The sequence below is a fragment of the Stenotrophomonas sp. 99219_Sma genome, from assembly GCF_056480785.1.
In genome coordinates this window covers 592,729-617,067 of the sequence record NZ_CM151117.1, presented here as the reverse complement: position 1 = coordinate 617,067, position 24,339 = coordinate 592,729, and the positions used below count along the sequence as shown (strand labels likewise).

General features: G+C 68.7%; 12 protein-coding genes. 4 read left to right on the top strand and 8 right to left on the bottom strand.

Annotation, left to right across the window (positions count from 1 at the left end):
- Positions 1 to 23: 23 nt before the first annotated feature.
- From ACZK13_RS02750 to purL, 3 genes are all read right to left on the bottom strand, one after another.
- A complete protein-coding gene (locus tag ACZK13_RS02750; RefSeq protein ID WP_125894942.1) occupies positions 24 to 1,877 on the bottom strand; it encodes a S8 family peptidase in 1,854 nt (617 codons plus the stop codon).
- A 157-nt stretch (positions 1,878 to 2,034) separates the two neighbouring features.
- Entirely contained in the window at positions 2,035 to 9,213 is a 7,179-nt protein-coding gene (locus ACZK13_RS02745) for an ESPR-type extended signal peptide-containing protein (protein WP_478482251.1), read from the bottom strand.
- Between the two features lie 438 nt (positions 9,214 to 9,651).
- Entirely contained in the window at positions 9,652 to 13,536 is a 3,885-nt protein-coding gene (gene purL / locus ACZK13_RS02740; protein ID WP_478482250.1) for a phosphoribosylformylglycinamidine synthase, read from the bottom strand.
- Positions 13,537 to 14,385: 849 nt separating this feature from the next.
- Here purL and ACZK13_RS02735 point away from each other — a divergent pair.
- Positions 14,386 to 16,497, top strand: a complete 2,112-nt coding sequence (locus tag ACZK13_RS02735; protein WP_478482249.1) for a glycosyl hydrolase family 18 protein — start codon at positions 14,386 to 14,388, stop codon at positions 16,495 to 16,497.
- 110 nt (positions 16,498 to 16,607) lie between these two features.
- On the opposite strand, the gene ACZK13_RS02730 is transcribed toward ACZK13_RS02735, so the two are convergent.
- Both ACZK13_RS02730 and xerD read right to left on the bottom strand, forming a co-directional pair.
- A complete protein-coding gene (locus ACZK13_RS02730; RefSeq protein ID WP_049398153.1) occupies positions 16,608 to 17,393 on the bottom strand; it encodes a DsbC family protein in 786 nt (261 codons plus the stop codon).
- A gap of 100 nt (positions 17,394 to 17,493) precedes the next feature.
- Positions 17,494 to 18,471, bottom strand: coding sequence for a site-specific tyrosine recombinase XerD (gene xerD, locus ACZK13_RS02725; protein WP_478482248.1), 978 nt, complete (start codon positions 18,469 to 18,471; stop codon positions 17,494 to 17,496).
- A gap of 56 nt (positions 18,472 to 18,527) precedes the next feature.
- Between xerD and ACZK13_RS02720 the strand changes: the two genes are divergently transcribed.
- On the top strand, positions 18,528 to 19,019 hold the full coding sequence (locus ACZK13_RS02720) for an RDD family protein (protein WP_478482247.1): 492 nt from the start codon (positions 18,528 to 18,530) through the stop codon (positions 19,017 to 19,019).
- Positions 19,020 to 19,130: 111 nt separating this feature from the next.
- Here ACZK13_RS02720 and ACZK13_RS02715 read toward each other — a convergent pair whose 3' ends face one another.
- Genes ACZK13_RS02715 through lptF form a run of 3 tightly spaced genes read right to left on the bottom strand, consistent with a single transcriptional unit; the run spans position 19,131 to position 22,243 of the window.
- Positions 19,131 to 20,003 carry a hypothetical protein gene (locus ACZK13_RS02715; RefSeq protein ID WP_478482246.1) on the bottom strand — a complete coding sequence of 291 codons (873 nt, stop codon included), beginning with the start codon at positions 20,001 to 20,003 and terminating at the stop codon, positions 19,131 to 19,133.
- Positions 20,004 to 20,057: 54 nt separating this feature from the next.
- Entirely contained in the window at positions 20,058 to 21,164 is a 1,107-nt protein-coding gene (lptG, locus tag ACZK13_RS02710) for an LPS export ABC transporter permease LptG (RefSeq protein ID WP_004142518.1), read from the bottom strand.
- Positions 21,161 to 22,243 carry an LPS export ABC transporter permease LptF gene (gene lptF, locus ACZK13_RS02705; protein WP_346487084.1) on the bottom strand — a complete coding sequence of 361 codons (1,083 nt, stop codon included), beginning with the start codon at positions 22,241 to 22,243 and terminating at the stop codon, positions 21,161 to 21,163. Before lptF ends, lptG begins: the two co-directional genes overlap by 4 nt.
- A 104-nt stretch (positions 22,244 to 22,347) precedes the next feature.
- On the opposite strand from lptF, the gene ACZK13_RS02700 reads away from it, so the two are divergent.
- Positions 22,348 to 23,826 (top strand): leucyl aminopeptidase, encoded by a 1,479-nt coding sequence (locus tag ACZK13_RS02700; RefSeq protein ID WP_049424934.1) that lies wholly within the window; start codon positions 22,348 to 22,350, stop codon positions 23,824 to 23,826.
- An 82-nt stretch (positions 23,827 to 23,908) separates the two neighbouring features.
- Positions 23,909 to 24,334, top strand: a complete 426-nt coding sequence (locus ACZK13_RS02695) for a DNA polymerase III subunit chi (RefSeq protein ID WP_032128006.1) — start codon at positions 23,909 to 23,911, stop codon at positions 24,332 to 24,334.
- Positions 24,335 to 24,339: the final 5 nt, after the last annotated feature.

Sequence of the window (24,339 nt, the reverse complement as noted above, 5' to 3'; positions counted from 1 at the left end):
CATTCAACTACGACAGTTCAAGCTTACTGCGTGGCGAGAATGCTCACCCCGTTGTAGGCCGCTTCACCCACCACCTTGATGTAGTAGGTGGCCGCCACCGGCTTGGTAACCCGCACCGTCTCGGAGGTGCCCGGACGGGTCGACTTGGCGTCGTTGTCGCTGGCACTGGGCTCACGGCCTTCAGCCACGTAGACCGAAACGTTGCCGGTGCCACCGTAGGTGATCACGCTGAACTGCTTGCCGGCAGCCGCTTCGAAGCTGTAGAGCTTGCTGCTGCCGGCCGCACCGGACAGGCCACCGACGGCAGCCTTGTTGGTCAGCGGCGTGGCCACCGGCCCGCAGTTCTCGGTGCACGGTTCTTCCAGTGCCTTGGCCAGCGCAGCCTTGGCATCGAGGATGCCGGTACCGATCGGGGTCGCTGCCGGGATGGCGACCGGGAACGGACGTGCGGTTTCCTTCAGCAGGGTACGCATCGCGGCCGGGGTCAACGGATCCTTGCCCTTGGCGATCAGTGCGCTCTGCACCAGTGCGGCAACGGCGGCCACATGCGGCGAGGCCATCGAGGTACCGCCCATGCCCATGTAACCCGGCGTGCCCGATTCCGGCGTGGTGGCCGCATTGGAGCCGGTCTGCCAGATGTAGCCACCCGGGTTGCCGTCGACACTGCCGCCGCCACCCGGACCGGACAGGTCCACGCGGGTGCCATAGTTGGAGTAGTAGGTGATGCCACCGGTGATGCGGGTGGCACCCACGGTCACCACGCCTTCGCAGCTGGCCGGACGGTACTTGGACGCGTTGTCGGCTTCATTGCCCGCCGCGACCACCACGGTGGTGCCACGCGAGATCGCGCCATTGATGGCGTCCTGGTAGGTGCTGCCGCAGGTACCGCTGCCGCCCAGGCTCATGTTGATGATCTCGGCCGGGTTGGTGTTGGCCGGGATGCCGGTCACCGTGCCACCCGATGCCCAGACCACCGCGTCGGCGATGTCGGACAGGTAGCCGCCGCACTTGCCCAGCACACGTACCGGCAGCACCTTGGCCTTGTAGGCGACACCGGCCATGCCGACGCCGTTGTTGGTCTGCTCGGCCACGGTGCCGGCTACGTGGGTGCCGTGCCAGGAACTGTCCTCGGCCAGCGAGCCGTCATAGCACTCGTTGTCGTTCTCGACCCAGTCACCGTAGTCCTGCGCACCCGGCACACGATCGTTGGTCGGGCGCCGCGAGGTCTCCGCATCGCTGATGAAGTCGTAACCCTCCAGCAGGTTGCCGACCAGGTCCGGATGCTGCGGCAGGATGCCGGTATCGATCACCGCCACCACGATGCCTTCGCCCTGCGAGACATCCCATGCCGCCGGTGCGTTGATGCCGCCGACCGCATTGTGCAGGTGCCACTGGTTCTGCTGGTAGAAGGGATCGTTCGGCACCAGTGCCGGCTGCACATCGCCGGCACGCAGCTCGGTGCGGCGCAGCTTCACGTCGGCTTCGGCGTACTGCACCGACGGGTCGGCCTGCAGTTCCTTCAGCACACGCTGCAGTTCGGCCGGGGCCAGGCGGCCCTGCACGCGGATCAGGTCCGCACCGGTAGCGAGCTTGCGTACCACCTGCGGGCCGAGGGTACTGGCACGTGAGGTACCGCCGGACAGGCTGGCCCGGGTCAGCGCCGACTGCACGGTGGACAGCTTCGCCGAGCGGTCGGTGGCGGCGGCAGCGCCGGCCCGGTACTTGACGATGATGCGCTCGGCGCCCGGCTGGGCGGTGCTGGCCTGGCGCACCGGTTCGCGGGTCGGCAGGCCGGCGGCGTGGACGGCACCGACGGCCGTCATCGACAGCACGGCGGCGGCAAGCACATTGATGCGAAGGTTCTGCTTCTTGATCACGTCGAATTCCTCTTCTGGGTCATGGATCGAACCAACACTGCGGCCATCATTCCTTGACGACTCCCGGCCGGCCCAGCCGGGATTGCCGTGACCTCCCCCAGGGCCCTCACTGCAGGTGCTGCGCCGGCGTGGGTGGCCGCCGGCGCGATGGAGTGGCTTACCAGCCGAAGCCGGCACCGACGCCAACCGAGCTGTCGTCGCTGCTGAAAGCACCGCCGAAGGTCACCGTGGCGCGATCGCTGATCGCACGCTGGTAGCCCAGCGACAACGCCGACTCGCCGCCCTGGAAACCAATGCCGACGCCGACCCGGTTCTGGGTGCGGATACCGGCGGCACTGGTGGCCATGTTGAGCATCGCCGCGCTCATCGCACCCTGGCGGTCGATGCGGCGATCCATGTGGCGCAGGCGTCCGTCGATCTCGCCCTTGAACACATCGAAGCTGTCGGCGACGGCCTGGACGCGGCTGTCGGTGTAGCTGTTGGCCGTGGCCATGCCACGGTCGAGCTGGCCCTTGTTGACCGCATCGGTGGCCGTGGTACCCGCCGCCACATTGGTGACCTGGCGCTCGTTGCCTTCACTGCCCACCGAGACCGTGTTGGCACGATCGGCAACCGAGCCCTGGCCCAGCGCCACCGCGTTCGCCGCGGTGGCATTGGCGCCCTGGCCGATGGCCGTGGACGAAGCGCCACTGGCGACGGCGCCCTCGCCCATGGCGACGGCATTGAAGCCCGTCGCGGGAGTGCCAACCGGAATCCCGGCACCGGCGGCGGCAGCGGTCGGCGTGCCCTGCACACGCGCGGTGCTGGCCGGTGCCGCGTCGGCCGCTGCAGGTGCATCAGCGGTGCTTGCCAGCGGGCTCTCATCCAGCGAGGCACTCATCGCGCGCAGGTTGGCAGTCCCGGCACGCGAGCCACCAGCGGTTCTGCGGTCGATCTCGCTGACCTTGCGGTCCAGCGCGCCGAGCGCATCGCCGACGTTGCTGTAGGTGGCGCCCTGGATCACGTAGTTCGGAGCCACGAACACCCCCTGCATGCCGACGCTGGCACCACCGCCGAGGAAGCTGGCGGCATCGCTGAGCGACTGGAACAGCTGGCCGCCGTTGATCGCCTGGCGGCTGCCTGCCGCAATGCTGCCGGCACCAACGTTGTCGATGGTGGTGCCCTGGAAGCCGGACAGGGTCAGGCGATCACGGCTGGCGTCGTCGTAGCCCACCGCGCTGGCCGCCGTGGTTTCAACGGTGGTGATGCGCGAATCGAAATCACCGACGCGGGTTTCCACCGCGCCTACGCGCTGGTTGGTGACGTTGAGCTGCGAACCGGTGATCGCATCGGTGCTGCCGGCGGCGATGCGGCCATCGGCCACATTGACGATGCGGCGCGTGGCTGGACCATCGGTGCCATTGCCACCGCCGACCGACACCACGTTGGCATCGAGCGCACGCGAGCCCGCACCCAGCGCCACCGAGTTGGCACCAGACGCGCCGGCACTGTTGCCCAGTGCAAGTGCACCGTTGCCGATCGCCATCGCGTTGGCGCCCAGCGCATTGCTGCGTGCGCCGCTGGCACTGGCCGCCGAACCGATCGCGGCGGCATCACTGCCGCTGGCGCTGGCGATACCTGCGCCGGTGGCCTTGACGTAACGTGCCGTGCCATCGGCAGTCGCTGCGACCGCATCCAGCTGGCCACGGTTGACCGCATCGGTACGCTCGGTACCGGCGGCGACACGGGTGATCTGGCGATCGCTGCTGGCACTGCCGACCGACACGGTGTTGGCACGGTCGGCAACCGAACCAGCACCCAGCGCGACGCTGCCGGCAGCGCTGGCATTGGCGCTGACACCAACCGCCGTCGCGTTGGCGCCGGTGGCCTTGCTGCCATAACCGACTGCGGTGCCAAGACGGCCGCTGGCATCGGCGTAGCTACCGATGGCCGATGCGCCGTCGGCCGACGCGCTGGCGCGGAAACCATTGGCCTGCGACTGCGTGCCGCTGGCGGTGGCCTGCGCACCGCTGGCGGTGCTGTAGGCGCCCTTGGCCTGGGCGCCGGCACCGGTGGCGCTGGCACCCAGCTCACTGGCACTGGCGCCACTGCCGAGGGCGACGCTGTCGACACCGCTGGCCTGCGCCGTGTTACCCAGTGCAGCAGCATTGTTGCCGGTGGCCAGCGCATCGAAGCCCACCGCGGTGGCATTGCCGGCCATGGCATTAGCACCACTGCCCAGCGCGGTGGCGCCGTTGCCGATGGCGTTGGCCGCGTTGCCGGCGGCCAGTGCGTTGTCACCGTCCACCAGGGCACCGGCCTCGCCATCGGCATTGCCGCTGGCCTGGAACTGGCGGCTGGTCTTGTCGGCGACGCTGGCCACTGCATCCAGCTGGCCCTTGTTCACCGCATCGGTGGCTTCGCTGCCTGCTGCGACATGGGTTACCTGGCGCTCACCGCCCGCCTTGCCGACGGCCACCGTGTTGTCACGGTCGGCCTTGGAACCGGCGCCGAGCGCGACGCTGTTGCTGCCATTGGCGGTGGCATTGGCACCCAGTGCGGTGGCGCTGCCGCCTGCCGCCCACGAATTCCAGCCGATCGCCGTGGCGTAGTCTTCGGTGGCCCACGCGCCCGCACCGAATGCCGCGGCACCGGTGCCACTGGCACGCGAGGGGATCAGGCCGAAGAAGGTGCTGCCACCGATGGCCACGCTCTCCTCGCCACTGGCCTCGCTGGACTGACCCACGGCAACGGCACCGGTTCCGGCCGCAGCGGCACCGAAACCGACTGCGGTGGTGTTGGCACCACTGGCCGCCGACCCGTAGCCCAGTGCCGTGCCGAGCCGACCGCTGGCTTCGGCATAGCCGCCGACGGCGGTGGTGCCATCGGCCGAAGCGGCGCTGCGGAAGCCACTGGCCAATGCCTGGGTGCCGCTGGCATTGGCTTCTGTACCTGTGGCGGTGCTGTACGCACCACTGGCCTGCGCACGCGCGCCGGTGGCAGTGGCGCCCAGTTCACTGGCGCTGGCACCACTGCCCAGCGCCAGGCTGTCCTCGCCGGTGGCCTGTGCCGTGCTGCCCAGGGCAGCCGCGTTGCTGCCGGTGGCCAGCGCATCGATGCCCACGGCGGTGGCGTTGGCGGCCAGCGCATTGGCACCGCTGCCAAGCGCGGTGGCACCGTTGCCGATCGCATTGGCCGCGTCACCGGCCGCCAGCGCGTTGTCGCCGTCCACCAGCGCCCCGGTTTCACCATCGGCATTGCCGCTGGCCTGGAACTGCCGGCTGGTCTTTTCCGCTGCCGCGGCTACGGCATCGAGCTGATTCCTGTTGACCGCATCATTGCCCTGCGTGCCATCGGCCACGTTGGTGATCTGGCGGGTGTTGCCACCGCCGCCCACCGACACGGTGTTGTCGCGATCCGCGATCGAATCGGCACCCAGCGCCACGCTGTTGGCGCCGCGCGATTCAGCGGCGTTACCCAGCGCGGTACTGTTGATGCCCCCCGACCAGGCGCCACCACCCACCGCGGTGGAGTAGTTGCCCGACGCTTCGGTGGCCAGCAGACCGAACAGCGAGCCACCGACGGCGACGCTGTTGGTGCCGGTGGCCAGGCTGCCCTGGCCGGTGGCGGTGCTGTAGGCGCCGGACGCTTCCGAGTCGCCACCCACTGCCACGCTGTTGGAGCCGGAGGCGTTGGCGAAGTTGCCGAACGCGGTGGCATTGAACGCCGAGGCCTGCGCGTAGCCACCGATGGCGGTGCTGTAACCGCCGCTGGCTTCGGCACCGATACCGAAGGCCGCCGACGCCGTACCACTGGCTACGCTCTCGCTACCGACAGCGGTGGCCGCGTCACCACTGGCATTGCTGAAGTAGCCCACGGCCACGGCCTCTTCGCCGGACGCTTCGGACAGCACGCCATTGGCAGTGCTACCGGCGCCGCTGGCGATGCTGGCCGCACCGAACGCCGCGCTCTGCTCGCCGCTGGCTTCGCTTTCCGCGCCATGCGCGGTGGCGTACTCGCCCGTGGCCTGTGCGTTGGCACCAACAGCGCTGGCGTTGGCTGCGGTCGCCAACGCATTGAAGCCCAGCGCCTGTGCGTTGCTGGCCAGCGCATTGGCGCCGCTACCCAGTGCGGTGGCGCCGTTGCCGATGGCGTTGGCGGCATCACCGGCCGCCAGTGCGTTGTCACCTTCCACCAATGCACCGGCTACGTCGTCGCCGTTGCCGCTGGCCTGGAAGAAGCGGCTGGTGGTGGTGGCCGTGGTCGCCACCGCATCCAGCTGCGCCTTGTTCACCGCATCGGTGGCCTGGGTGCCGGCGGCGACGTTGGTGACCTGGCGTTCGTTGCCGGCGCTGCCCACCGACACCGTGCGCGCGCGGTTGGCGACCGAACCGGCACCCAGCGCGACCGTGTTGCTGGCGCTGGCATTGCTGCCGGCACCGAGCGCGATCGCACTCTCACCACCGGCCACCGTGTTGGTGCCGATGGCGATGCTGTTGATGCTGTTGCCCAGCGCCTGGAAGCCCAGCGCCACGCTGTTGTCGCCATAGCCGAAGGCACCGCGGCCAACGGCGGTGGAACTGGCGCCGTTGGCCCAGCTGTTGTAACCGATGGAGGTCGCGCCGCTGCCGCTGGCCCAGGCCGCGTTGCCGAACGCTGACGCGTTGGTGGCGGTGGCCCATGCACCCGAACCGAATGCTGCTGCGCCACTGGCAGTGGCCCAGCTGTATCCGCCTACTGCGGTGCTGTCATCGCTGCTGGCGAATGCGCTGTCGCCGACCGCAACCGCATAGCTGCCGGTGGCGCGCGACTTGCCGCCTGCGGCGAAGCTGTTGTCACCACTGGCCTTGGCCGCGTTGCCGAAAGCGCTGCTGGCAGCCCCGGTGGCCTGCGCACCGCTGCCGACTGCGGTGGCATCGGCAACAGCGGTGGTGCCCACCTGCTGCGCCGTGCCATCGACACCGATGATCGGCTGGTTGAACTCGTCGTAGGCCTGGCCGAGGCCACCGATGGCGACACCGCCATTACCGGTGGCCGCGCTGTTGCGGCCCACGGCCACGCTGTCATCGCCGATGGCCGACGCGGCAGCACCCTGCGCGATGGCACCTGCGCCGATCGCATTGCTCGACGAACCCACAGCGATGGAGCCTTCGCCATCAGCCAGTGCGCCAGCATCACTGCCCGCCTCCGGCTGTGCCTGGAAGAAACGCGCGGTGGTGTCGGCAGTGCCGGCCACGGCGTCGAGCTGGGCTTTGTTCACCGCATCGGTGGCTTCGCTGCCTGCAGCGACGCTGGTGATCTGCCGCTCGTTGCCGGCGCTGCCGACGGCCACGCTGTTGGCGCGCACCGCTTCGGAATTCGCGCCGAGTGCCACACTGTTCGCGCCGCGTGCGGTGGCGTAGTAACCCACGGCCGTGCTCTGCGCTCCGCTCGCCCAGGTCTGCGCGCCCAGGGCACTGGCGTTCTCGCCCGGTGCATAGGCGAAGTAGCCGACCGCGGTCGCTTCGGCGCCGGAGGCTTCGCTGAGGCTGCCGTTGGCCACGGCACGGTCGCCACTGGCGATGGCACCGGCACCGACGGCGGTGGCGGCTTCGCCACTGGCCTGGGTCTGCACGAAGAAGCCCAGGCCGGGGATCAGGTCAGCCGGGCCACCGATGGCGACGCTGCTGGTGCCCGTCGCGTTGCTCTGCGTACCCAGCGCGGTGGAATAATCGCCGATGGCATTGGCCACGGCGCCGAAGGCCGACGCCTGCGCACCGGCCGCATAGGCGCCGACGCCGTAGGACGACGCCGCAAAACCACTGGCTTCGGCACTGGCGCCGACCGCAGTGCCGCCGACGCCTGCGCTGGTTGCGCCGGTTTCCACCGGCACGCCGCCGCTGGTGATCAGCGGGTTGCCGTCGGCATCCACCGCAGCGCCACCCACGGCAACGCTGCCCGGACCGTTGGCCTGCGCGTTGTTGCCGAACGCGGCACTGTTCTGGCCCGAGGCCAGCGCGTTGTTGCCAACGGCGGTGGCGTTCTGCGCGACGGCGGTGGCGCCGGCACCGACTGCAGTGGTGCCGTTGCCGATGGCATTGGCGGCCTCGCCGGCCGCCAGCGCCTCGTCGCCCTCGGCCAGTGCACCGGCATCGCTGTTGCTGCTGCCATTGGCCTGGAAGCGCTTGGCGGTGGCATCGGCCACGGCGGCGACGTCCTTCAGCTGACCGACATTGACTGCATCGTTGTCTTCGGTGCCTGCGGCCACGCTGGTGATCTGCCGGGTCAGCCCGTATTCGGCGGCACCAACGGACACGGTATCGACGCGGTCGGCCAGCGAGCCCGCGCCGAGCGCCACGCTGCCGGTGGCCACCGCCGCGGAATTCGAGCCCAGCGCGGTGCTGTATTCACCGACGGCGGTGCTGAACGCACCCACCGCGATCGATGCTTCGTTGGCTGCGGTAGCGCCGCGGCCCAGCGCGGTGCTGCCCGGGCCCATCGCCACGGCACCGCCGCCGACAGCCGTGGCGCCATCGGCAGTCGCTTCGGACAGCGCACCCAGCGCGGTGGCCGCGCCGTTCTCGCTCGCGGCGGTCGCGCTTGCGCCAACCGCGGTGTCGCCGAGACCGAAGGCCGCAGCGCTCTGCCCGACCACCACGCTGGCATCGCCGATTGCCAAGGCGCCCTGGCCGAACGCGCTTGCGCCCAGGCCCGCGGCAATGGCCTGGGTTCCGATGGCAGTGGTGGCATTGGCCAGCGACTGTGCGCCGGCACCGGCCGCCACTGCGCCCTGCCCGTCGATCTTCGCCGCGTCGCTGTCATCGCCTGCGCCATCGGCCTTGAAATAACGGCTGCCGTCTGCGGCGACATCGGCCAGCGCAGCCTGGGTGGCGCGCGCCTGCGCGTCCAGCTGCGCCTTGTTCACCGCATCGGTGGCCTGGCTGCCTGCGGCAACATTGGTGATCTGCCGTTCCTTGCCGGTATCACCCACGGACACCGTGTTGGCACGCGTGGCCTTGGAGCCGGCGCCCAGCGCTACGCTATTGGCCGCACTGGCGCTGCTGTTGCTGCCGATCGCCACCGCGTTGCTGCCCTTGGCCGTGGCCGAGCCTTCGATCAGGCACTTTTCGAGCAGCTTGCCGCTGAATGCCACGCAGGTGGCGCTGCCGCCGATCTGCACCGACTGTGCTGCGGCGATACCGCTCATGCCCAATCCCAACACCAGGCCCAGTGCCATCGCCAACCTTGCGGGCGCAGCCTGCGTTGCATCGCGGCGCTGGTCGACGACCCCGCCGCCGCTGTCGGAGGAGGCCAGTTCCGAGGCCACCACCAACTGACCCAATGCTTTGTTCCAGACCTTGCGATAAATCCGATTCATCGGTACGGCTCCTGATTGGACTGGTTTTGGGCAAAGCAACGCCACCGCTGGGCTTTCCGGCCCAACGTCCCCTGGGGGCGTTTATTCGCGTGATTTACTGCGGGGTATTGCCGAACGGCGCGCAGCGACAGAAAACCGAGCGCGTGCGCCAAGCGGTTACTGCGAAATGAATGATTCTGAAACGGGGTTCAAGTGTTAACGGCAACTTTGCAGATCGTCAAGACTTTGACACAGCAAATCCTATTGCCGTGAAGCACATCACTATTTCACGTGTTTATGAAATGATTTTGTTATGCATGCGTGACGATTCCTCGACGCATGAAAATGCATGTAACTAGCGGTCGCGACTGGAGTTTCAAGCGCGCAAAGAAAAACCCGCCGATCAACGGCGGGTTTTTCCATACGCGATGGCATTGAGGCCTGCGCGATGCAGTGCGATCAGCCGCACCACACCCGCGCGTTGCGGAACATGCGCATCCACGGCGAGTCACCCTGCCACTCGGCCGGAGCCCAGCTCAGGTTGAGCGCGCGCGGGGTGCGCTCCGGGTGCGGCATCATGATGGTGACGCGGCCGTCGCTGCTGGTCAGGCCGGTGATGCCGTCCGGCGAACCGTTCGGGTTCAGCGGGTACTGGCTGGCGACGTTGCCATTGCCGTCGATGTAGCGCAGCGAGACGCGTGCGGCGGCCTGGTCGACGGCGTTGTCGAACACGGCCTGGCCTTCGCCGTGCGCCACCGCTACCTGCAGGCGCGAGCCGGCCATGCCACGCAGCAGGATCGACGGCGATTCCACCACTTCCAGCAGCGCGGTGCGGGCTTCGAACTGCTCGCTGGCGTTGCGACGGAACTGCGGCCAGTGCTCGGCACCCGGGATGATGTTTTTCAGCTGGCTCATCATCTGGCAGCCGTTGCACACGCCCAGCGCAAAGCTGTCTTCGCGCGCGAAGAACGCGGCGAAGGCATCACGCAGTGCGCTGCGCTCCAGGATCGAGGTGGCCCAGCCACGGCCGGCACCGAGCACGTCGCCGTAGCTGAAGCCGCCGCAGGCGACCAGGCCGGTGAAGTCCTGCAGGGCCACGCGGCCTTCGATCAGGTCGCTCATGTGCACGTCGAACGCGCGGAAGCCGGCACGTTCGAAGGCGTTGGCCATTTCAATCTGGCCGTTCACGCCCTGCTCGCGCAGCACGGCCACGCGCGGGCGCGCACCGGTGCTGATGAACGGCGCCGCCACGTCTTCGTTGAGGTCGAAGCTGAGCTTCGGCTTCAGGCCCGGCGCATTGAAGGCACGGGCGACCTCGCGCTCGGCGTCGGCGTTGGCCGGGTTGTCGCGGCGCTTCTGCATCGCGTGGGTGACCGACCACCAGGCGTCGAACAGCGCGTCCCAGCGCCACTCGGCCAGGTTCTCGCCACCCAGCGACACGCGCACCACCGGTGCAGTGGTCGGCTTGGCGATGCGCTGCGCGCATTCGGTCAGTGCATGGCGCTCGACCAGGTCGGCGAAGGCCGCACGGTCTTCGCGTGCGATCTGCACCACCGCGCCCAGTTCTTCGTTGAACAGGCTGCGGAACGGATCATCGCCCCAGGCATCGAGAGTGATGTCCAGGCCCAGGCGCGAGGTGAAGGCCATTTCGCACAGCGCAGCGAAGGCGCCGCCGTCGCTGCGGTCGTGATAGGCCAGCAGCAGGCCGGACTGGCGCGCATCGCGGATCAGCTCGAAGAAGCCACGCAGGCGCTGCGGGTCGTCCAGATCCGGGGCAGCGCCGGCGAAGGCCGGCAGGTCGGCGTGGTCGGCATGCACCTGGGCCAGGATCGAACCGCCCAGACGCTGCTTGCCGGCGCCGAGGCCGATCAGCCACAGCTCGCTGTCCACGTCGCGGTCGAGCAGCGGCGTCAGCTGCTGGCGCACGTCGGCCACCGGCGCGAACGCCGAGATCACCAGCGACACCGGCGACACGCTCTTGTGCGCCTCGCCCTGGTCGTGCCACTGCGCCTGCATCGACAGCGAGTCCTTGCCCACCGGGATGCTGATGTCCAGCTGCGGGCACAGTTCCATGCCCACTGCCTTCACCGCGTCGTACAGCAGCGCGTCTTCGCCGGGGTGGCCGGCCGCGGCCATCCAGTTCGCCGACAGCTTGATTTCATCCAACGCATCGACCGGGGCCGCGCACAGGTTGGTCAGCGCTTCGCCCACCGCCATGCGTGCCGACGCAGCGGCGTCGAGCAGGGCCAGCGGGGTGCGCTCGCCGATCGACATCGCTTCGCCGGCCACGCCGTCGAAGTCGGCCAGGGTGATCGCCACGTCGGAAACCGGCAGCTGCCACGGGCCGACCATCTGTTCGCGTGCGGTCAGGCCGCCGACGCTGCGGTCACCGATGGTGACCAGGAAGTTCTTCGAGGCGACGGTCGGGTGCGCGAGCACGCGCAGGCCCGCTTCCTGCAGGTCCAGGCCACCGGTCTTCAGCGCCGGCCAGCGCGGGGCCGGCGGGTGCGCGGTGTCGCGGTGCATCTTCGGCGGCTTGCCGAACAGCACGTCCATCGGCAGGTCGATCGGTGCATCGGCCGGGGTGTGGCCCGGCACCGCACCGTAGGCCACCACCAGGTGTTCCTCGGCGGTGGCCACGCCAACCGCAGCGAACGGGCAGCGCTCGCGGGCACACAGCGCAGCGAACTCGGCCAGGCGCTCCTGGGCCACGCCCAGCACGTAGCGCTCCTGCGACTCGTTGCACCACAGCTGCATCGGCGACAGCGACGGATCGTCGGTGGGCACCTTGCCCAGGTCGATGACACCGCCGACCTTGGAGTCGTGCAGCAGTTCCGGGATGGCATTGGACAGGCCACCGGCACCGACGTCGTGGAAGAACTTGATCGGGTTGTTGGCGCCCATCGCCACGCAGCGGTCGATGACCTCCTGGCAGCGGCGTTCCATTTCCGGGTTGTCGCGCTGCACGCTGGCGAAGTCCAGGTCCTCGGCGCTCTCGCCGGAGGCCACCGAACTGGCGGCACCGCCGCCCAGGCCGATCAGCATCGCCGGACCGCCGAGCACAATGACCGCATCACCGGCCTGCAGCTGGATCTTGTCGACCTGCACGCGGTCGATCGCGCCGAGGCCACCGGCCAGCATGATCGGCTTGTCGTAGGCACGCACCAGATCGGCGCCTTCCGGCAGCTCGAAGCTGCGGAAGTAGCCGAGCAGGTTCGGGCGGCCGAACTCGTTGTTGAACGCAGCGCCGCCAAGCGGGCCGTCGGTCATGATTTCCAGCGCCGGTGCCATGCGCGGGTTCAGCGCGCGCGGCGCTTCCCACGGCTGCGGCAGCTCGGGAATGCGAAGGTGCGAGACCGAGAACCCGGACAGGCCCGCCTTCGGCTTGCCGCCGCGGCCGGTCGCGCCTTCGTCGCGGATCTCGCCACCGTTGCCGGTCGAGGCACCCGGGAACGGCGCGATCGCGGTCGGATGGTTATGCGTTTCCACCTTGATCTGGAACGCGCTGGGCACCTGCGGCTCGCGGCGGTATTCGCCGCTGGCCGGATCCGGGCGGTAACGCGACGCCGGATGGCCTTCGATCACCGCGGCGTTGTCGCTGTACGCGCTGAGCGTGTGCTGCGGGGTCTGCTGGTGGGTGTTCTTGATCATCCGGAACAGCGAACGGTCCTGTTCCTGGCCGTCGATGGTCCAGCTGGCGTTGAAGATCTTGTGGCGGCAGTGCTCGGAATTGGCCTGCGCGAACATCATCAGCTCGACGTCGGACGGTGCGCGGCCGAGCGCGGTGAAGCGTTCGCGCAGGTAGTCGATCTCGTCCTGGGCCATGGCCAGGCCGAGGCGCTGGTTGGCGGCCTCCAGCTGGTCCACCGGCACGCGTTCCAGTTCACCGCGGGCCGGCGCCGAGAACAGCGCCTGGCCCTGTTCCACGGTCTCCAGCACCGACTGCGTCATCGGGTCGTGCAGCGCCTTGACCAGCGCCTGCTGGGCGGCGGCATCGGCCGGCCAGCCCTGCACGTCGATGCGCAGGCCACGCTCGACCCGGCTGACCGGCTGCCCGGCACCGCGGACCAGTTCGGTGGCCTTGCTCGACCACGGCGACAGCGTGCCCAGGCGCGGCACCACGATGCGGCTGACCGCGCCGTCGGCCACGGCCTCGGCCTGCGGCGCAGCTTCGAGGATGCGGCACAGGGTGGTGAGGTCGGGGGCGGCGCTGCCTTCGGGCTGCACGAAGTAGACGTGCCAGGCACCGCTGATGCGCAGGGAGGGCGCGATGGACTGCAGGCGGGATTCAAGACGTTCGCGGCGGAACGGCGACAGGGCGGGCGCGCCCTCGAGGACCATCATGTCCGGGGAACCGTAGTTGGGAAACGGGCCCGACATTGTACCGGAAGCGGGGGAAGGGCTTTGGCCGGGTGGCGCCCGGCACCCGCCGAAGCCAAGGCAACGGCAACGGCAACGGCAACGGCAACAGCAACAGCAACGGCCAAGGCAACAGCAGGCATTCCGTGGGCTGGCGGGATGGTGGGGGCCAGCAGGACACGCCGTAAACCCGTCCATGGGGGCTCGATGGCGCCATCCATGGCGCCAACGGTCCTGCTGGCCCCCACCACCCCGCCCCGACAGATTTCCGCGATCTGCAGTAGATCCACGCCATGCGTGGATGCTCCCCGGTAGTGCCGGCCGCTGGCCGGCAACCAGGAAATTTCAGAAATCAGGCATTGAAGAGCGAAGCGATCGGCTTCTGCTTTTGATTTTTTGTTCTGTCTTCCGTGGCTGGCCGCGCAGGAACCTGTCCGTGGCCGGGCGGGTGGGCTGCGCAGGGGCGTGAGCCGCATGGATGCGGCGACCGAGCTTACAGGGACGTACTTGCAGCGTCCCCTGCGCAGCCCACCCGCCCGGCCAACCCCCAGAAATCTGCTTTTCGCGGAAAGCCCCAGCCACGAGGGGGCTCCGCCGATGGCCGCCGACCGCGCGCCAGCGCCGCTCTCCGCCAAATCCCCGAACCATGCACTCGCTCACGGATTGACCACGCGATTGATGACAACGTTGTCCCCACCTGGCGCCGGACTCTCTCCCCGGCCTCCCAGGTACCTCCGTCCGCCCCCTCCGTCGCCTTCCCGGGCGATGTCCGGACCTGCGTTACGTGCGGCGCCATCCGGGCCCGCGCGCCAACCGATCGATCGGAGACACACCATGTACGACCCGCTTGTGCTGAGTGCCGATGTCCGCAGTGCCGAACGCTCCCTCCACCGCTGTCGTCCGCGCCGTCTGGCCTGGCTGCTGGCCCTTGCCGGGGCCGTTGCCCTGCCCGGCCTGGCGCAGGCCGCCAGCTGTGCCGGCGTGGCCCAGTGGGACCAGGCCAAGATCTACCGGGCCGGCGATACCCTGCAGAAAGGAGGCGTCCTCTATCGGGCGAACCAGGACATCTGGAACGCGCCGCCGGACCATCCGGCCGGTGCGCCCTACTACACCAACCTCGGTGCCTGCGATGGCAGCGGCAGCAACCAGCCGCCGGTGGTCAGCCTGACCTCGCCGGCCAACGGCGCCACCTTCAGCGCCGGCAGCACGGTCAACGTGACCGCCAACGCCAGTGATCCGGACGGCAGCGTCGCCAAGGTCGAATTCTTCCGCGATGGCAGCTCGCTGGGCGTGGCCACCAATGCGCCGTATGCGGCCAGCTGGGCCAATGCCAGCGCCGGCAGCCACACCCTGCGTGCAGTCGCGACCGACAACAACAACGCCACCACCAGCACCGCGACCATCACCATCACCGTCAACGCCGCCGGTGGCGATACCACCGCACCGAGCGTGCCGGGCGGGCTGGCGGTCGGCACCCGCACCGCCAACAGCATCGCGCTCAGCTGGAGCCCGTCCACCGACAACACCGGTGGCAGCGGCGTGGCCGGCTACGACGTGTACCGCAACGGCAGCCTGGTCGGTTCACCGTCCAGCGCCAGCTACATCGATGGCGGGCTGACTGCCTCCACCACCTACCGCTACCGGGTTCGTGCCCGCGACAACGCCGGCAACGCCTCGGCCCAGGGCACCGAGATCAGCGCCACTACGCTGGCCGGCGACGGCGGCACCACCGGCAAGCGGGTGATCGGTTACTTCACCCAGTGGGGCATCTACGGCCGCAACTACCGGGTCAAGAACATCGACAGCAGTGGCTCGGCCGCACGCCTGACCCACATCAACTACGCGTTCGGCAACGTGCGCAACAACCGTTGCGAAGTGGGCATCACCCAGCCGTCGGATCCGAACAGCGGTGCCGGTGGCGATGCCTTCGCCGACTACACCAAGGCCTTCAGTGCCGCCGAGAGCGTCAGCGGCAGCGCCGATACCTGGGACCAGCCGCTGCGCGGCAACTGGAACCAGCTCAAGCAGCTCAAGGCCAAGTACCCGGGCATGAAGGTGCTGATCTCGCTGGGTGGCTGGACCTGGTCGCGTGGTTTCTCCAGCGCGGCGCGTCCGGAAAACCGCCAGGCCTTCGTCGCCTCGTGCATCGACGCCTACATCAAGGGCAACCTGCCGGTGACCGACGGTGCCGGTGGCGCCGGTGCCGCACTGGGCGTATTCGACGGCATCGACATCGACTGGGAGTACCCGGTGGCCTGTGGCATCGAATGCGGCAAGCCGGAGGACAATGCCAACTTCACCGCGCTGATGGCCGAGTTCCGCCGCCAGCTCGATGCGGTGCGTCCGGGCCTGTTGCTGACGGTGGCGGTGGGTGCCGGCATCGACAAGATCCGCGTCACTGATCCGGCCGCGTACCACCCGTACCTGGACTACATCAACGTGATGACCTACGACTTCCACGGCGCGTGGGATGCGAAGACCAATCACCAGTCGGCGCTGTTCGATTCGCCGAATGATCCGTCCACCGGCGACCAGAAGCTCTACAACAGCAACGACGCCATCGAGGCCTTCATCAGCCGTGGCGTGCCCGCCGCCAAGCTCAACCTGGGCATCGGCTACTACGGGCGTGGCTGGACCGGTGTGACCAACGCCAACAACGGCCTGTACCAGACCGCGACCGGCGCCGCCCCGGGCACGTATGAAGCCGGCATCGAAGACTGGAAGGTGCTGAAGAACCTGGCGTGGCCGGGCTACACCGACAACACGGCCGGTGCCACCTGGATCTACAACGGCAGCACGCTGTGGAGCTTCGATACCCCGGCCAACATCACCCGCAAGATGGGCTACGTGAAGACCCAGGGCCTGGGCGGCGCGTTCGTCTGGGAGTTCAGCGGTGACGATGCACAGGGCACGCTGACCAAGGCGGTCAGTGATGGCCTGAAATAAGCAAAAAGCCGGGGGCGCATTGTGCGCCCCCGGCCTCTGATCTGTAGCGCCGAGCCCATGCTCGGCTGATGGTCCCGCAGTCGAGCATACCTCGACGCTACGATTCCGCGTCAGCGCTTCTCGGACAGCTTGTCCAGCGCCGCACGCAGCTGCGCCGGCGGCAGGTAACCGCCCAGCTGGGTGCCATCCGGCGCGAAGATCGCCGGCGTGCCGTTCACGCCCAACTGCTGGCCCAGCGCGTACTGCATCGCCACCGGGTTGGTGCAGTTCTTGGCCGGCACACTGCCACCGCGCTTGGCGTTGGTCAGGGCCTGGCGGCGATCCGCTGCACACCAGACCGAAATCATGTCGGTGTAGTCCTTGCTGCCCAGGCCCATGCGCGGGAATGCCAGGTACTCGACCGAGATGCCGTTGCGGTTGAGTTCTGCGATGTCCTGATGCAGCTTGCGGCAGTAGCCGCACTCGATGTCGGTGAACACGCTGATGGTGTACTTGGCATTGGGCGCAGCGAATACGATGCGGTCGCCGTGGTTGGCCTTGGCCAGCAGATCGCGGCGGTAGCCGAGCAGGCCTTCGCTGTTGGCCGGGCCCTTGGCACGCGTGTCGTAGGGCTGCGACTGGAACAGGTAGCGGCCATCGTCGGACACGTACAGCAACTGGCCGGAGACCACGACCTCGCGGAAGCCGGGGAACGGCGCAGCGCCGATGTAGTCCACCTGGAAGCCGGGATTCAGGGCGGTCAGCGCGGCGCGTACGGCCTGGTCGGCCGAAGCGTTGGCGGCCGGGACGGCCTTGGCCGCAGCCGCGGCGGGTGCCTTGGCGGCCGGCGGAGCCGGCTGGGCGCAGGCGGTCAGGCTGAGCGCACCGAACACGGCGGCGATGGCAAATCGGAGCATGGAGCGGTCCGCGACAGAAGAAGACCCCGGATTCTGACACAGCCGCCGCTACCGGGCCGCGACACTGCCCACCGCCCGAGGCCGGGGTTCAGGCCGCTGCTCAGCCGCGCGGATGGTGGCGCGCGTGCAGCTTCTGCAGGTGTTCGCGGGCCACCAGGGTGTAGATCTGGGTGGTCGACAGCGAGCTGTGGCCGAGCAGCATCTGCAGCGCGCGCAGGTCGGCGCCGCGGTTGAGCAGATGCGTGGCGAAGCTGTGGCGCAGGCCATGCGGGCTGATCCGCACCGGATCGATACCGGCCACCTGCGCGTGGCGCTTGACCAGATGCCAGAACGCCTGGCGGGTCAGCGCATGCAGCGTCGGCTCGACAAACAATGGGGTCTGCCCATCGGCCAGCGCCTGCACCTTGCCCTTGCCGACCAGCTGCGGGCGCGACGCCTGCAGATAGCGCTCCAGCCAGTGCTGCGATTCCTCGCCCAGCGGCACCAGCCGCTCCTTGCTGCCCTTGCCCGTGACCCTCAGCACGCCCTGGCGCAGGTTGACTGCCGTGGCCGGTAGCAGCACCAGCTCGCTCACGCGCAGGCCGGCCGCATACATCAGCTCCAGCATGGCGCGGTCGCGCAGGCCCAGCGGACTGTCGATGTCCGGCGCCGCCAGCAGTGCGTCGATCTGGCTTTCGGCCAACGCCTTCGGCAACAGCCGCGGCAGCTTCGGCGGGTCCAGCAGGGCACTGGGGTCCTCGCTGCGTTCACCACGGCGCACGCCATCGGCGAAGAACGCGCGCAGCGCCGACAGCAGGCGCGCATTGCTGCGCGGCGACCAGCCATGCCCGGTGCGCCAGGCCAGATAATCGAACAACCCCGGGCGCTCGATGCCGGCCAGGCCACCGTCGCGTCCATCCATCCAGCGCGCCAGCCCTTCCAGGTCGCGCCGGTAACTGTCGAGGGTGGCGCGGGCCAGGCCGTTCTCGGCCCAGATCGCATCGAGGAAGCGCTGGATGCGCGCGCTGTCGTCGGCGCGCAGCTCGGGCAGTTGCTGCACCAGCTGGCGGCGTTCGGCGGGGGTGGAAACAAGGGCCATGGGTGCAGGATACGAGGGCCACTGCGGGCGCGGCCAGCTTTGCGTATGCTCGGCGCATGTCCCGCCCCGCCACCGACACGGCCCCAGCGGCCGCCAGCGAACTGCCCCGCCCGCGTGCACTGCTGCTGTGGCGCCTGCTGGCGATGGTCTACGACGCACTGCCGGTGCTGGCGCTGTGGATGCTGGCCGGCACGCTGTTCACCCTCGCCTACACCTTCAGCGGCCACGCGCAGCGCGAGAACATCGCACCGTTCAGTGCCTGGCAGTGGCTGCTGTGGGCGGTGTGCTGGGGAATCACGGGGGGGTACGCCACGGCCAGCTGGCGCCGTGGCGGGCAGACGCTGGGCATGCGACCGTGGCGGCTGAAACTGCAATCGAGCGATGGCACGCCGCTGCGGCGCGGCCAACTGTGGCTGCGCTTCGCGGTGGGCACGCTGTCACTGCTGCTGGGCGGACTGGGATTCTGGTGGGCCTGGGTCGACCGCGACCGCCTGACCTGGCACGACCGCGCCAGCGGCACCCGCGTGGTGCGGATGCCGAAGCGCTGACGCGCATTCCGTAGCGTCGAGCCATCTGTAGCGTCGAGCCATGCTCGGCTGCGTTTCGCGATGCACTCGATAGCCGAGCATGGGCTCGGCTCTACACGATCAACGCAGCGGTCAGCCGGCTGGCGCCGGGTCCGGCAGGATCACCGCCGGCTGCGTCCAGAGGTCGAAAAAGGCGGACGCAAACGCATTGGCCTGCACATCATCGGCCACCGGCGACTGTCCGCTCAACTGCGCACGGGTCTTCACGAACTCCTGCCACAGTTTCAGGCTGGCCTTCTTCAGGCGCTTCTGCTCGCCTGCATCGGTTGCGGCAAGGTACTGCGCGTACAGCTCGCGCATCGGTTTGCCCTGGGCCTCATAGGCCGCCGGAAGCGGCGGCAGCTGGGCGGCAGTGAAAGCCACCGATGCTGCCGGCGGCCGGTAGCCATCCGGCCCGAAAGCCTCCTTCAGCTCGTCCCCGGCATCCAGGTATTCGAAGAAGCCGGGCACGTTGTAGATCTTGGTCCGGTAGTCGGACGAGGTATCCGGGCTGCTGGAGACCACCGTGTCAGGCAGCTCGCCCTTCAGTCCTGCGTCCCAACGGCGCGGAATGAAGAAGCCGGTCGCCTTCACGTAGGGACCCTTGATCTCCACATCGTTCAGTTCGATCTTCGATGCCAGGTTGCCGGTATTGGTTTTGCTGGTGACGTACTGCTCGGTGACGATCACGTACTCGGCCATGGCCGGGTTGATCAGCCCGCCGATCCCGTCGGCGTAGACAACCATGCGTACGCTGCCGATTTTCTCGCTCTGCAGCCGGTACTGGCCCGGCTCCAGGACCAGGGGCATGGAGGTGTGCGGCGGCAGGGTATGCACCTGCTGGTCGACCGACAAGGTCAGCGGTGCATCCGTCGGGTTGTCGATCTCGAAGTCGACGGTGGACCGGCTGCAGCCGGCAGAAAGCAGCACGGCCGCGATGTACGGCAGAAAGCGTTGGAAGCTCATGTTCGTCCTTGAAGTGAAACGGAAACAGCCGGGCCTTGCCCGGCTCCCTGGGAATCAACCTGATTTGCGCCGGAACAGCAGCCCGGATATCGCCAGCATCACGATCGGTGGCAGCGCATAGGCAATGCGGTAATCGAACTTCAACGCGCCGGCCATGCGGCCGAAGAACAGCTGCAGCAACCAGAAGCCCAGCGCGAACAGGATGCCCAGGAACAGGCGCTTACCCATGCCGCCGCTGCGCAGCGAGCCGAACGCGAACGGCACTGCCGCCAGGCACAGCGCCAGCACGTTCACCGGGTAGAACCAACGGCTCCAGTACACATCCTCATAGTCGCGCGCATCCAGCCCATTGCGTTCGCGGTACTCGATGCTGGTACGCAGCTCGGCCACGCTGAGGTTGCGCGGCTTGGCGATACCGGTCGCCAGCGCGCCGGCATCCAGCTTGGAATTCCACGGCTCGCGCGCCACTTCCTCGCGCGTGGCCGAACGTTCGCCGAACGTATCCCGGCGCACACCGGTCAACACCCAGCCATCGTTGTCGTGCTCGGCGGTGGCCGCGTGGGTCAACGAGGCGATCTGTCCGTCCTCGGCGATGCGGTACAGGCGCACGTCGCGCAGGATCAACCGCGTGCCCTTGTCACCCACCAGCTGCTCTTCGCCACCGGCGGCGCTGAGGAAGGTGTCGCCCTCCCGCGCCCACAGCCCGGAGTAGCGTGCAGTGGAAATGTCCTGGCCCCATTTGGCGCTGGACTTCAGCGCATCGGCTCGATCCTGGCCCCAGGGTCCCAGCGTTTCGGCGCTGAGCACCATCACTGCGGTGAGCAGTGACAGCGCAATCGCCACCGACACGCTCAGGCGCTTGCGCGACAGCCCCAGCGCGCGCAGCGCGGTCAGTTCGGAGGTCGCCGCCAGCTGGCCCAGGCCCATCAGGGCGCCGATCACCGCAGCGGTGGGGAAGAAGGTGTAGGCCCGCCGCGGCACCGTGTACAGCACCCAGGCGGCGGCATGGCCCAGCGAGTAGCCGTTCTTGCCGATGTCCTTGAACTCGCCGGAGAAGGCCATCACCACGTCCAGGCCGACCAGCACCGTCCAGGTCAACAGCACCGTCGTGAATACCGACTGGCCCAGGTACAGATCGAAGCGCATCGGGCGCAGCCTCATGCGTGGGCTCCCTTCGGCCGGCCCAGGCGGCCATCACGTGCATACATCCAGATCGCCAGCCCCAGCAACGGCAGGGTCAGCCACCACAGGCCGAGCGCGGCCGGAATCTTGCCGGTGGCGATCCAGCCACTGCCGATGAACATCAGGTTGGTGCCAACCATGTAGGCCAGCAGGGCCAGCATCATCCGTCCATAGCGCTGCTGGCGCGGAGAGCTGCGGCCCAGCGGCACGGTCAACAGGGCGAAGGCCAGTGCGATCAGCGGCGGGGCCAGCCGGCGATGCAGCTGTGCCTGTGCCTCGGGCCGGGCATCACCGAACAGCTTCGTGGTCGGCATCAGCTCCGGATCGTTCTCGGTACGGGTCTGCGCACCGTCGGGCAGGGCCACGTCGTTGCGCGCGAAGGTCGCCAGGCGGTAGTCCAGCCCACCCGCTACCGGGCCCTCCACCTGGTGCCCATCATCCAGCTCCAGGAAGCGCTGGCGGGCGCCTTCAAAGAACATCCGGCCCCCGGCGGCAGACACCACCTCGAGGCGGTCGTCCTTCTGCCGCTGCAGGAACACCCTGCCCAGCTGGGTGCCATCGGGCGAGATCGAGGACAGGTAGACCACGCCGCCATTGGGCAGCGGGGTGAACCGGCCCGGCTCCAGTCCGGCCATCAGCACGCTGCGGTTGGCCTCGATGATCATCTGCTCGGCCACCCGGCCGGCCCACGGGCCCAGCCACAGCGAGCAGGCGCCCACCAGTGCCACCACCGGCACCACCAGCATCAGCAGTGGCCGCAGCAGTCGCTTGGGGCCGACACCAATGGCGGTGATCACTGCCATTTCCGAGTCGCGGTACAGGCGCGCGATGGCCAGCAGCAGGCCCAGCATCAGCGCCAGCGGCAGGATCAGCGGCAGGTAGGCAATGAACTGCAAGCCCAGCTGCGAGAACAGCAGCTTGGCCGGCAGGCGCCCGTCGGCGATGTTGCCGAGGATGTCCACCAGCACGCCGCCCACGCTGACCACCAGCAGGACGATCAGGGTAGCCAGGAAACTCTGGACGAAATCGCCCAGCAGGTATCGGTCGAGCTTCAGCATGGGGCGGTGGTTTAAACTCTGGGGTTCGTTCGCGGTGCCGCCCAGTCTACTGTCTGGGCGTAAACGGCCTGCGATTGTACGGACTCGCCAATGGAATCTGCTCAATGGCCCTCGAATTCACCCTGAACCACGTTGCTCCGGCCGCCGCCACCGTCGATTGCCTGGTGGTTGGCGCGTATGCCGACCATACCCTGACCCCGGCCGCACAGGCCCTGGACGCCGCCAGCGGTGGCCGCCTGGCCGCCCTGGCCCAGCGCGGCGACCTGTCCGGCAAGACCGGCGCCACCACCCTGCTGCATGACCTGCCGGGCGTGACCGCCCCGCGCGTGCTGGTGGTCGGCCTGGGCGAAGCCGCCCGCTTCGGCGTGCCGCAGTACCTGAAGGCCGTCGGCGACGCCGTGCGCGCGCTGAAGGCCGGTGCTGCCCGCAGCGCACTGTTCACCCTGTCCGAAGTGGCGGTGAAGGACCGCGACGCGGCCTGGGCGATCCGCCAGGCGGTGATCGCCGCCGATCATGCCGCGTACCGCTACACCGCCACCCTGGGCAAGAAGAAGGCCGACGACGCCGGCCTGGCCCAGCTGGCCATCGCCGGTGACGACGCGCAGGCCCTGGCCCAGGGCCAGGCCATCGCCGCCGGTGTCGAGTTCGCCCGCGAGCTGGGCAACCTGCCGCCGAACTACTGCACCCCGGCCCATCTGGCCGAAGTGGGTGTGAAGTTCGCCGGCGAGCACGACGGTGCCGAAGCCGAGATCCTCGACGAGCACCAGATGGAAGCGCTGGGCATGGGCTCGCTGCTGGCCGTGGCCCGTGGTTCGGCCAACCGCCCGCGCCTGGTCGTACTGAAGTGGAACAATGGCGGCGACGCCAAACCGTACGTGCTGGTCGGCAAGGGCATCACCTTCGATACCGGTGGCGTCAACCTGAAGACCCAGGGCGGCATCGAAGAGATGAAGTACGACATGTGCGGTGGCGCCAACGTCATCGGCACCTTCGTCGCTGCGGTCAAGGCCAAGCTGCCGCTGAACCTGGTGGTGGTGGTGCCGGCGGTGGAAAACGCCATCGATGGCAACGCCTACCGCCCGTCCGACGTGATCACCTCGATGTCGGGCAAGACCATCGAAGTCGGCAACACCGACGCCGAAGGCCGCCTGATCCTGTGCGACGCGCTGACCTACGCGCAGCGCTTCGAGCCGGCCGCGCTGGTCGACGTCGCCACCCTAACCGGCGCCTGCATGGTCGCCCTGGGCCACCAGACCGCCGGCCTGATGAGCAAGCACGACGACCTGGCCAACGAGCTGCTGGCCGCCGGCGAGCAGGTGTTCGACCGCGCCTGGCGCCTGCCGCTGTGGGACGAGTACCAGCCGATGCTGGATTCGACCTTCGCCGACGTCTACAACATCGGCGGCCGCTGGGCCGGCGCGATCACTGCCGGCTGCTTCCTGTCGCGCTTCGCCGAAGGCCAGCGCTGGGCCCACCTGGACATCGCCGGCGTGGCCAGCGATGAAGGCAAGCGTGGCATGGCCACCGGCCGCCCGGTCGGCCTGCTGAGCCAGTGGCTGCTGGACCAGGCCGCCCGCGCCTGATGCCGTACCCGACCCTGGCCGGCCCCCGCCGGCTGGGGCCTCGCCCGGCACTGCCGGGCCCCTGCCTGACCCGGACCCTGCCATGCCCCGCGCCGACTTCTACCTGATCGCCAAGCCCCGCTTCCTGACCGAGCCGTTGCGCCTGGTCTGCGAGCTGGCGCGCAAGGCCAACGACGCCGGGTTGTTCACCCTGGTGCTGGCCCGCGACCAGGCCCAGGCCGAGGAGCTGGACGAACTGCTGTGGGCGTTCGACAACGATGCCTACATCCCGCACCAGATCGCCGGCGAGGACATGGACGAGGAAGAAGCCCTGGTGCTGATCGCCGTGCCGGGCACCGAGGCACCGGCGCGCCCGCTGGTGATCAACCTGCGTGATGAACCCTGGCTGGGCGAGTGCGAGCGCGTGCTGGAAGTGGTTCCGGCCGACCCGGAAGCGCGCGAACCGCTGCGCGAACGCTGGCGCCAGTACAAGACCGCCGGTTACGACCTGAACAAGCACGACATGTAAGTCCA

What these genes read in the sequence shown, in the direction of transcription:
- ACZK13_RS02745 (WP_478482251.1), bottom strand. Translation starts at nt 9,213, where the DNA reads ATGAATCGGATTTATCGCAAGGTCTGGAACAAAGCATTGGGTCAGTTG.
- ACZK13_RS02720 (WP_478482247.1), top strand. Translation starts at nt 18,528, where the DNA reads ATGTCCCGCCCCGCCACCGACACGGCCCCAGCGGCCGCCAGCGAACTG.
- lptG (WP_004142518.1), bottom strand. Translation starts at nt 21,164, where the DNA reads ATGAGGCTGCGCCCGATGCGCTTCGATCTGTACCTGGGCCAGTCGGTA.
- ACZK13_RS02715 (WP_478482246.1), bottom strand. Translation starts at nt 20,003, where the DNA reads ATGAGCTTCCAACGCTTTCTGCCGTACATCGCGGCCGTGCTGCTTTCT.
- lptF (WP_346487084.1), bottom strand. Translation starts at nt 22,243, where the DNA reads ATGCTGAAGCTCGACCGATACCTGCTGGGCGATTTCGTCCAGAGTTTC.
- xerD (WP_478482248.1), bottom strand. Translation starts at nt 18,471, where the DNA reads ATGGCCCTTGTTTCCACCCCCGCCGAACGCCGCCAGCTGGTGCAGCAA.
- ACZK13_RS02700 (WP_049424934.1), top strand. Translation starts at nt 22,348, where the DNA reads ATGGCCCTCGAATTCACCCTGAACCACGTTGCTCCGGCCGCCGCCACC.
- ACZK13_RS02695 (WP_032128006.1), top strand. Translation starts at nt 23,909, where the DNA reads ATGCCCCGCGCCGACTTCTACCTGATCGCCAAGCCCCGCTTCCTGACC.
- ACZK13_RS02730 (WP_049398153.1), bottom strand. Translation starts at nt 17,393, where the DNA reads ATGCTCCGATTTGCCATCGCCGCCGTGTTCGGTGCGCTCAGCCTGACC.
- ACZK13_RS02735 (WP_478482249.1), top strand. Translation starts at nt 14,386, where the DNA reads ATGTACGACCCGCTTGTGCTGAGTGCCGATGTCCGCAGTGCCGAACGC.
- purL (WP_478482250.1), bottom strand. Translation starts at nt 13,536, where the DNA reads ATGATGGTCCTCGAGGGCGCGCCCGCCCTGTCGCCGTTCCGCCGCGAA.